Genomic DNA, 1,898 nt, shown 5'->3' with positions numbered 1-1,898 from the left:
ATGGTTTCTGTCGTATCTGCTGAATCGCATCAGTAACGCCGGTAACACCCCACACGTAACAATGCGGTAACACATGCAATTGACTTCCCGGGTTCTCCTCACGACTATAGGCGTCCCGCTGCCGCCAACGCGGCGCCAAAGGGCGCAATCCAGGCCTTACAAGCACCACGAAAGAAGGTGCGCCTGTATAAATGACGAATCACGCGCGTTACTCGCAGTAGTTTCCATAGCGCCTGTAATGAGGATTTTTTTCATGCCAGCCATCACCCTGACCACGCTCCAGAGCCTCAAGCAGAAAGGTGAAAAGATCACCATGCTGACCTGCTATGACGCGACCTTCGCCCATGCCTGCAATGAGGCCGGGGTTGAAGTGCTGCTGGTGGGCGACTCCCTCGGCATGGTCTTGCAAGGTCACGACAGCACTCTGCCGGTGACCACCGCTGAAATGGCCTACCACGTGGCAGCCGTCAAACGTGGCAACGCCGATGCCCTGATCCTCGCCGACCTGCCCTTCATGGCCTACGCCACCATTGAACAAACCATGACCAACAGCGCCCTGTTGATGCAGGCCGGTGCGCACATGGTCAAGGTTGAAGGGGCATTGTGGCTCGCGGACTCGATCCGTCTGCTGGCCGAACGTGGCATCCCGGTGTGCGCGCACATGGGGCTGACACCGCAATCGGTCAACATCCTCGGCGGCTATAAAGTCCAAGGCCGCAACGAGAACCAGGCGCGGCAAATGCGTGCCGACGCCATCTCCCTGGAACAGGCCGGCGCGGCCATGCTGCTGCTCGAATGCGTGCCTAGCGAACTCGCCGAAGAAATCACCCAGGCGGTGAAGATCCCGGTGATCGGCATCGGCGCCGGCAGCGGCACTGACGGCCAGGTACTGGTCCTGCACGACATGCTTGGCTTGTCCATTACCGGCCGCGTACCAAAATTCGTGAAGAACTTCATGACTGGCCAAACCAGCATTCAAGCCGCCTTGAGCGCTTACGTCACTGAAGTCAAAGCGGCGACTTTCCCTGGCATCGAACACGGATTCTCTGCATGAACACCGTAAAAACCGTACGCGAACTGCGGGCCGCCGTGGCCCGTGCCCGTAGCGAAGGCAAGCGCATCGGCTTCGTGCCAACCATGGGCAACCTGCACAGCGGGCATATCGCGCTGATTACCAAAGCCACCCAACGGGTGGATTTCGTGGTCGCGAGCATTTTCGTCAACCCGCTGCAGTTCGGCGCCGGCGAAGATCTCGACAAGTACCCGCGGACCCTGGCCGCCGATCAGGAGAAACTGCTCCAGGCCGGTTGCCATCTGCTGTTCGCACCAACCGTCGAAGAAATGTACCCCGACGGCATGGCCGGCCAGACCCGCGTCAGCGTTCCGCAACTGTCCGAAGGCCTGTGCGGCGCCAGCCGTCCGGGGCATTTCGAAGGCGTGGCGACCGTAGTCAGCAAGCTGTTCAACATGGTTCAGCCGGACTTGGCGATCTTCGGCCAGAAAGACTTCCAGCAACTCGCGGTGATTCGCGCCCTGGTGCATGACCTGAACATGCCGATCCAGATCATCGGTGAACCCACCGTGCGTGCCGCCGACGGTCTGGCGCTGTCGTCGCGCAATGGTTTCCTCAGCGAAGAACAGCGTGCCGTAGCGCCAGTGGTCTATCGCACCCTGACCCAAATTGCCGATGCAATCAAACAGGGTGAGCGGGATTACCCGACGTTGATCAACGAGCAGATCAAGCAGCTTGAAGCCGCGGGCCTGCGTACGGATTATCTGGAAATTCGCCATGCGCTGACCTTGCGTCCGGCAACGGCGGAAGATCGGGATCTGGTGATTCTGGTGGCGGCGTTCCTGGGCACGACGCGGTTGATCGACAACCTGCATCTGAACCTCGA

2 protein-coding genes are annotated in these 1,898 nt (G+C 60.0%); both read left to right on the top strand.

From position 1 onward, the window contains the following. Window positions 1-253 precede the first annotated feature (253 nt). On the top strand, window positions 254-1,054 hold the full coding sequence (panB, locus tag JFU11_RS27905) for a 3-methyl-2-oxobutanoate hydroxymethyltransferase (RefSeq protein ID WP_123361272.1): 801 nt from the start codon (window positions 254-256) through the stop codon (window positions 1,052-1,054). Then, the coding region (gene panC / locus JFU11_RS27900; protein WP_201062760.1) for a pantoate--beta-alanine ligase at window positions 1,051-1,898 on the top strand (848 nt) is incomplete at its 3' end. The genes panB and panC, both read left to right, overlap by 4 nt.

Source organism: Pseudomonas sp. TH37 (assembly GCF_016650735.1).
GTDB lineage: Bacteria > Pseudomonadota > Gammaproteobacteria > Pseudomonadales > Pseudomonadaceae > Aquipseudomonas > Aquipseudomonas farris.
Note: the sequence above shows the minus strand (reverse complement) of the source record. Positions and strands in the feature narration are given on the sequence as shown.